Below are 7,804 nucleotides of genomic sequence, written 5' to 3'. Positions count from 1 at the left end.
AACACGATCGCTCAAAGCATTTTAGACCGGGCACCTCTACCTATTCTGCATAGCATTCATCAGATGGACTTAGTGCCTAGCAACCTAACGTTGAGTGCAGCCGATGTCAGGTTAGCGACCGCGATCGCGAAAGAAACCCGTCTTAAGAAGGCGCTCGCCCCAGTTGAGCAGAACTATGATTTTGTGTTGATCGACTGCCCACCAACACTGGGGGTGTTAAGTATTCTCTCACTGGTGGCATCGACCCATATCCTGATTCCGATGCAGACGCAATATAAAAGCTTTGTGGGTCTGGATCTGCTGTTAGGGACAATCAATGAGCTTCAACAGGAAGGGGTTGCATCAGACCTAAAGGTTGCTGGGGTCATTCCTAATCTGCATGATCGTACGGCACAAGGAAAAGAGATCCTACAGGCTGTGACGGAGCAATTTAGCGGTGTTGCACCTGTTTTCCTGCCCATTCCACGGGCTGTTGCCTTTGCTGATGCCTCTATGCAACACCTACCTTTGGGGCTATATGACCCCAAACATCCTGCCCTCGCAGTCCTGACTGCTGTTACTCAAAGCTTGGAGTCTCTATAGTGCCACCACGTAAAACTGCACTCAAACCGCAGCTTCGCAATGTTGCAGCGCTTCTCAACCGCGAGGCGCCCGCTGAGGCTGAACAAGTTGAGCAGTCGTCTCAATCTGCTTCACTTGATAAAATCCATCTGCCTACAAAGCAGCCTCGTCGCTTTTTCGATGCTGACAAGCTGGCTCAACTGATTGCATCGGTTAAGGAGCATGGCATTCTAGAGCCACTTCTCGTTCGCCCTCTAAAGGATGGGGAGTATGAACTGGTTGCAGGAGAGCGTCGGTTGCGGGCAGCTCGTGAAGTGGGGCTAGAAGCAGTTCCGATCGTTGTGCGTGAGTTGGACGATCGACAAGCGATTCAGGTTGCGTTGATCGAGAATTTGCAGCGGGAAGACCTGAATCCGGTGGAAGAAACAGATGCGGTGTTAGATTTACTGGCGATCAGTCTAGAGATAACGAGAGAGGAAGTGACTTCGTTGTTTTATCAGGCGCATCGGGCAAAACATCGCGGTCAGGCATTGGGACAAAACGTTTTGTCCCAATTGGAAACGGTTCAAAATGTGATGGCAGGAGTGGGTCGGTTTAGCATTGACAGCTTTCGTTCTAGCCGCTTGCCGCTGCTAAATTTGCCGGAAAATGTGCTGAATGTTCTCCGCCAGGGGAAGCTGGAATATACCAAGGCACAGGCGATCGCCCGTGTAAAAGATGAGGGGCAGCGGTCTAAGTTGCTCAAGCAGGCAATTACTAAAAACCTATCGCTGAATGAGATTAAAGCAGCGATTAAAGAACTCGCGCCAGCAGTAGAGCCGACACATGAGAAAGTGCTGGTTGAGCGATTGGGTGAGATTGGCAAGCGGTTGCGGAAGAGTGAAACCTGGGGCAATCGGAAGAAACGCGAGCGAATTACTAAACTATTGACCGAATTAGATCAATTAACGACTGAGATTTGATCGGATGTCCAGGGAATCCTAGATAGCGAGCCCAACCTAGTGTCTAAGTAGGCTAATGGGGCTTGCTCTTTTAACCTGCTTACAAGGGGTTAAATTGTTCCTTGCGACGTTCATCTACCGGCTCTGACATGATGGCAACAAATCATCAATCTGCAAAATTGGCTGGTGGAGTACTTTATGTGCCACTAGCAGATGGCAAGTGTCGCGTTGGTACAGTGCCGGTAAACGTGCCTGGAAAGCTTTGCGGAAGTATAAGTTGCTAAGTAAGCAGACGTGCAAGCGACTAACAAACTAAAATTGCCGCTGTGTAAGGCTTTGAACGCTTGTGCCAATTGGCGTCTAGTCCAGCACCGGCAGCACTAGTTTCTCGTTCGCCATGCTGATTCAACGAGCACCTTAGAACCAATAGACACAGAACCAATCCGGTTAGAGCGATCGGGTACTTTTTTGCCCTCTGAACCGTAAGTGGGGGTGAGTCACATTGGATGCTGTTGGCGCATGGGCTACAGGTAGGATGACAAAAAGGTGACCAACGCTAAAAGGTCTGCTTTTTCGTTCCTACCCAGCTTTATCGTCTCCTTGTCGGAGCGGTTATCATAGATGCGCCAGCCGCAGCAGTGACGGTCCATCAGCGCTGCTGCCACAGAACAGCCAAAACAGAGGGTGAAAGATGCTGCATTACAAGGTTTTGGCGCTCGCTGCAGTGGTCTCCCTCGCCAACGCCGCCTGTACCTTTTCCCTCAAGCCCTTACAAAGCGCCAACATTGATCCACAGGCGATCTATGCACAAAATACAGGCAAACGCATTACTCAAGCAAAGGTGCTAGCTCAGGTGGCTGTGGGCTATGAAAAGCTGGGGCAGCAGGATATGGCTGCGAAGTTACTGTCTCCAGCCATGCAAACCGCCAAAGTCAACTCATCTATTCACTATCAGACTGAAATGTGGGGTGAGGTTGGTGCCAGTTACGTAAAAATGGGTCGCTACAATGACGCACTTCAAGCTGCTCAAGCACTGGCAACGCAGAAGTACCAAGGTTCAGCTGATGGAGACGTGGCACTTGCTTTAGATCGAATTATCAGAGAGTTAGTAGCCGCGAAACAACTTGATAAAGCCACTCAGGTGGCTCAACTAATTTCATCTTCTTCTTCTATAACTTCATATGTAGTTGAGGTGGGAGAAGAATATGAAATTAGCCAACCGATGGCACTCACCAGACTTGCAGGTGAATACACGAAGGCAGGACAAAGGGAGAAGGCGTTGAAGGTATTGGATCAAGCCCTTCAACAGAGGACTGATCTTGCTGCGATCGCCCTTGCCTATGCAGCCGTCGGACAGCAAAACCAAGCCTTGCAGTTGTTGTCCCAAGCCACTCGGATCGATACCGACGAACATACCTCCCTCTATAGCAATGACTTTATCAAAGCGGCTGTTGCCTATGCAGCAATGGGACAAAAGGACCAAGCCTTGCAGCTTCTTGCTCAAATCAAAGAGAAGGTGAAGCAACAAGAAGCATCTAATCCGATGGGAGGTTACTATCTACATAGGGTCATGATGGAAATTGCGGTTGGCTATGCTGAAATTGGCGAGTATCATCAAGCCCTTCAGTTCGCCAAAACCATTCAACCCTATCAGGATCTCGCTGAGGAAGCGGGTAGAACCCCGGGCGGGCTGATTAGTGGCAGCACTAGTAATGAAGTCTTTGTCTTTACCCAGCTTGCTGATCGGTTTGCGGAAGCCAAGCAATACAACCTGGCACTGCAAGCCATCCAAGCGATTAAAGGGGAAGGGAACATAGCAGTAGCTAAGGCTAAACTCGCCGTTGAGTATGCCAGGGCAAAACAGTATGACCGGGCGTTTCAGCTGCTGCGCCAATCTAAACAACTTACCGTCTACGGAGCCTTGCCTCAAGTGGTTGAGGCAGTGGTACAAGCGGAGCGGGGCGATCGGGCTGTCCAGCTACTGACTCAAGCGCTTGAAGTCGCCGGTACTCCAAACAAACTGCTGATTCTTAGAGATGCGAGGAAAGACCTTGCTTTGGCGGCGATCGCCAAGGGGTATGCAGAAATCGGGCAAAGGGAACAAGCCGAGCCCTTACTGGCACAAGCCCGTCAGATTGCGGCACAAATCCATGGCGATGCCGAAAAGGCAGTGTCCTTAGCGACGATCGCCAGCGGGTATGCCGCCATCGGGCAAAGGGAACAAGCCGAGCCCTTACTGGCGCAAGCGCGCCAAATTGGTGAAGGCATTAATCGCTAACGTATCGTCAAGACCGTGAGCAAGCAAAAACTGAATCACGCTAGTTTTACGTGCGCTGTCGTTTTGCAAGCTTCGCCGGAGTGCTCACGTCGTGGCTCGCATGACAGCAACGGCTGCCGCCCATAGCGCTCGTTCTGCAGTCGTTACTGTCACTAGCTGTAGTGCTTAGCAACGACTGGGGTGCAGCCGACACAACATGTGGTTCAACCTGGTTTGCTTGCTCCGGGTAGGGCTGCCGCCATCCCTGTCGCTCAACACACCGAGGGCCATCAGGCTGAGAGCAGTCAGCCAAAAGACAGTCTTGAACATCGTTTTTGCCATACCAGTGCTCAGCGTTGACTCAAGTGGCCTTGAGGCACACTCAGCCTGCCAGCCTAGTCCGAGAGTCACCCTGCTGTACTTTACAACAGCGCCCGGTCGCTGGCACCGAGCTTGCGTGTGCAAACAAGAGGCAAACCGCTCCACCCAAGCTTAGGTTAACGACCGTTCACCCGGACATGGCCAAGCAGGGGGCTCTCTCTAGAGCCGCTACCACTAGGCCAGGTTGGTGGTCTGTCTGGCGGCACCGATCGCTTTGGCCACTTCAAGACCGTTTTCTTCAAGAATGATGATGGGCTCCAAGCCAGTCTTGAGCTCAAGGCGCTTGACCAACACCGGCCCATTGGCAAGACGTTGCCCTATCTGACGATGACGACTGCTGGCTTCATTGGGTGCTTTAACGATCACGTGAGCCACGCTGCCGACCACAACCACACCACTGACTTCTACCGCGTTCGCGAGGCTGGCTACTGGTAACGGTGGCAGTGGGCTAAGCAACGGTGTGCTTGGCTGGGGCGGTAATGGTGTGCTGCGCTTCGGCTTCAAAGCCGTCAGGCGGGTGCGAGGCTGAGTCAGTGGGTGTCGTTTGTGCCAGTTTGAGGGGAGTCCAAAGCACTGGCAGCGATCGCTTGGTTAGTAGAGCTGATGCATTGAGAGACTGTTTGTGTGCGTACTACTTGTTCGCCGCTTCCTTGAGACTTCACGACAACTGTAGGTATTTTTCTACTGACTTGAGAATTGTGTAGTGAGTCCTGACTTGGTCTAGCAATGAAAGCTTTCGACTCTGACACTTTGAGGCTGTAAGGCGCACGAAGAGAGCCAATCGCGGTAGGCTAACACTTCGTCTTGAGATTCAAACACTGTCGTGCTCAGAAAGGGTAAGTGGGCGATCGTGCAGGAGCGCACAAGGTAGAGAGAGACCCCCCGCTGTAAGTACCAAAAGCGTTTTTGCATGGGTTTACCGAGAGCAACAGGGATGGAACAAACACGCCGTGATCATCCACTGCGATCCAAGGTCTTTCGGGAAGCTTTTTGATCAATCACCACTATGGGTGATCAAAGCGATCACGGCGATCAGACCATCCATGCCCTAAAAAGTCTGGAGCCAAAATCCGATAGCCAGCAGCTACTAACGGTGGGATAACCGCATGATAGAGATAGCCCCACGTCGGGATTCCATGCATCAATAGAATCGTACTTCGCTGAGCTTCGCCCACATCAACATATCTTACAGAAACAGGGATGTGGGCCACTTGACCAGCGGGCAGAAGCATCTCTTGCTGTGCAGCCCTGAATTTTTCCCAAAGGCTCCAATCACCGACCCCTGGTTCCATAGCGCTCCTCTATCGACTGTCAGCCTAACGGTTCGGGTCAGCGGTTGCAATAATCCTAAACTTAGCACCAGCAGCTTCCTTCAATCCGCTGCACCCGAATTGTTATACGGCTGCAAACTTAGCTCTCATCAACCGAAACTCTTCCAAATCATGATGTTTCCCTTTCCAGAAACCACGCTCTCTCAGTATCCCTTGGCGCTGAAACCCCAATTTCTCTAACAACCTTCTAGAAGCTAAGTTGTCTACCATGATTTTTGCGGTAACAAATTGCACTCCCTTTACCTCAAAGCCATAATTCAAAATGGCACGCAAAGACTCACTCATGATGCCTTGCCTCCAAAAGGGGCTAGCTAGCTCGTAACCAACCTCAGCAGCATTGGCTTCCTTGTCCCACGTAAACCCGCAAGAACCAATTAAATCATTGCTTGGTTTATGAGCAATTCCCCAACGTACCCCACGCCCAGTTGCAAATCCTTTTGCACGTCGCTCAACTACCCCTACTGCCTCATCAATGTGAGTGAAGGTGTCAAGATCATAAAACCGAGTCACGTTTGGATCAGAAAATATGCTAAATATAGCTTCAGCATCTTCCTGAGTCGCCTGTCGAAGCCACAGCCGCTCTGTTTCAAGCTTTGGGAAAGAAATGGATGAGGAGTTTTGGTTCATCAAACTGTGTCGTCTATCTCTACTTCTCAAGCTACTAATAGCAACTTTGCTTATCCTTTTGTAGCAATCACCAAAATGGAGTTTGATTTTAAACACCGATAGATAGCTTTTCGGTATGTCACCACCGAAAACGGAAGCCGTATAGCAATTAATAGGCTGACAGTTTCTGCCTAAGATCTCAAATCAGATGAATAGGCGGAAAGTTTCTGCCTCTCTCCTAGCTTACTGGACTAGAACTGGCCTAAATCACCATTCAGTTATAGTCTGCAACACCGATGCTCTCGTTCCTGTTAGCTCCGCTGCACAAGCGAGGAGTCCGATGCTGTCGTTGGTTAGTTGCGGGTTGTGCAACCCACCACGCAGCAAGTAAGCCTGAGTAGCAGTGATCGCATGGACTTCACTTTGAGGCAAGGGCTCACTTTGACACGCATCGTTGCTAGACCCCAGCGCCGCAGCGCTAGAGTCGAGAGCCGCACCGAGTCTGAACTTGATGACCTTACGACTGACCCGTTAGGGCGACACAAGCGACGGCACTGAGCACCCATGCAAGAGCGCTGTGCTCGCTCAAAGTAGTCAACCGCTGCACTGCTAGCACAGCCTTTTGCTACTGGATCGACAGCGCCACCTGCAGTGCTTGCTCGAGGATAGCCGTCGCTTGGGCTCGACTGGCAACGCTGTCTTGGGCCCGGTACTCGGTCGCAATCATGATCAGCGCTTGGCCTTTGTACACCTTGGTACGGATCCCTTGCGCCACACGTAACGCCTGGTCAAATTGGCCCTTTTGGGCAAACGATTGCGCTAAAGCTGGCAGCAACCAATCCAAATGAGCCGGACTATGAGCCAGCACTGGTATCGCTTCCACAACCCGCATGGCCTGCTGTGGTTGGCCGGCTTCAGCATAAGCCAGTGCGACGTCAGGCAGAATGTTTTGTACTCGTTCCCGTCGCGCCAGTTGCAACGCCTGGTCATACTGCTGCTGGGCTAGATATTGTCTGACGATTTCAGACAGGACCAGGTTGTTAGCCGTTGAGAGCGACCGCGCCAACTTCACGGCCTCAGCGCTCGCGCCCGCTCTGGCATACTGCAGCGCAAGTGCTTGCAGCACTTGCGCTGCAGTATGCCTGCACTTTAATTTGACTGGCCAAGGCACGTGCTGTCTGCACCTGTCCCATGGCAGCATAGCTTCTCGCCACTTGGGCTAGGGCAGTAGGGCGCCCTGTCGCTGGCGCTAAGGTCTGTGCTTGCGCTTGAGCGGTCGCTAACAGCGCCTTCGCTTGACTCACTTCCCCTAAGCTGGCGTATAGCGTCGCCGCTTGACTGAGCAACTGGACGGGTGTGGCGGGAAACTGCGTCGCGCGCAGGGCTTGAATTTCCGGTAGCACTTGCTGGAGGAGCGCGAGCGATGACGCTTTCTGTCCGCTCTCCAGCAGCAAGTTGGCAATTTGAAGTGTTTGCGTCAGGTCCCAGGATCGATCAGCTTCCGTTTGTGACTGCGAAGCGCGGATACTCGCGAGCGCTGGCTGCAGCACGACGGGCAAGAAGGCTATTTGTCCAGTGCGCTTGAGTTCAAAGGCCATCCCCAGCAGGGTCTGGCGCCGGCGGCGCAGATCGGGCTCGCGTTGAGCCAGGACCAGCGCTTCGTCCAAAAGTTGCTTCGCTTGCTCCGGCTTTTGCGCCTGCTGATACGCGTCCACTACGCGGAGCAT

10 protein-coding genes are annotated in these 7,804 nt (G+C 52.2%); 3 read left to right on the top strand and 7 right to left on the bottom strand.

Annotation, left to right across the window (positions count from 1 at the left end; all coding sequences use genetic code 11):
- The 3 genes from H6F86_RS26155 to H6F86_RS26145 form a co-directional block, all read left to right on the top strand.
- Positions 1-582: ParA family protein (locus tag H6F86_RS26155; protein WP_190452812.1), on the top strand; the 582-nt coding region annotated here is incomplete at its 5' end.
- Entirely contained in the window at positions 582-1,523 is a 942-nt protein-coding gene (locus H6F86_RS26150; protein WP_190452810.1) for a ParB/RepB/Spo0J family partition protein, read from the top strand. The genes H6F86_RS26155 and H6F86_RS26150, both read left to right, overlap by 1 nt.
- Before the next feature lie 670 nt (positions 1,524-2,193).
- Positions 2,194-3,780: a tetratricopeptide repeat protein gene (locus H6F86_RS26145; RefSeq protein WP_190452808.1), complete on the top strand. Its 1,587-nt coding sequence runs from the start codon at positions 2,194-2,196 to the stop codon at positions 3,778-3,780.
- 534 nt (positions 3,781-4,314) lie between these two features.
- On the opposite strand, the gene H6F86_RS26140 is transcribed toward H6F86_RS26145, so the two are convergent.
- From H6F86_RS26140 to H6F86_RS26115, 7 genes are all read right to left on the bottom strand, one after another.
- The gene (locus H6F86_RS26140; protein WP_190452807.1) at positions 4,315-4,533 is read right to left on the bottom strand and encodes a hypothetical protein; all 219 of its coding nucleotides are present in this window, start codon (positions 4,531-4,533) and stop codon (positions 4,315-4,317) included.
- A 55-nt stretch (positions 4,534-4,588) separates the two neighbouring features.
- On the bottom strand, positions 4,589-4,714 hold the full coding sequence (locus H6F86_RS33005) for a hypothetical protein (RefSeq protein WP_277881718.1): 126 nt from the start codon (positions 4,712-4,714) through the stop codon (positions 4,589-4,591).
- Positions 4,715-4,860: 146 nt separating this feature from the next.
- Positions 4,861-5,052, bottom strand: a complete 192-nt coding sequence (locus H6F86_RS26135; RefSeq protein ID WP_190452805.1) for a hypothetical protein — start codon at positions 5,050-5,052, stop codon at positions 4,861-4,863.
- A 92-nt stretch (positions 5,053-5,144) separates the two neighbouring features.
- Complete coding sequence (locus H6F86_RS26130; RefSeq protein WP_199305524.1) at positions 5,145-5,432, bottom strand: alpha/beta fold hydrolase; 288 nt, start codon at positions 5,430-5,432, stop codon at positions 5,145-5,147.
- Positions 5,433-5,534: 102 nt separating this feature from the next.
- Positions 5,535-6,194: a GNAT family N-acetyltransferase gene (locus tag H6F86_RS26125; RefSeq protein ID WP_199305523.1), complete on the bottom strand. Its 660-nt coding sequence runs from the start codon at positions 6,192-6,194 to the stop codon at positions 5,535-5,537.
- Positions 6,195-6,702: 508 nt separating this feature from the next.
- Entirely contained in the window at positions 6,703-7,203 is a 501-nt protein-coding gene (locus tag H6F86_RS26120; protein ID WP_190452804.1) for a hypothetical protein, read from the bottom strand.
- Positions 7,154-7,636 carry a hypothetical protein gene (locus tag H6F86_RS26115; protein ID WP_206756107.1) on the bottom strand — a complete coding sequence of 161 codons (483 nt, stop codon included), beginning with the start codon at positions 7,634-7,636 and terminating at the stop codon, positions 7,154-7,156. The genes H6F86_RS26120 and H6F86_RS26115 overlap by 50 nt, the downstream gene beginning before the upstream one ends.
- Between the last annotated feature and the right edge of the window lie 168 nt (positions 7,637-7,804).

Source organism: Phormidium sp. FACHB-592, from assembly GCF_014695795.1.
GTDB lineage: Bacteria > Cyanobacteriota > Cyanobacteriia > Leptolyngbyales > Leptolyngbyaceae > Stenomitos.
Note: the sequence above shows the minus strand (reverse complement) of the source record. Positions and strands in the feature narration are given on the sequence as shown.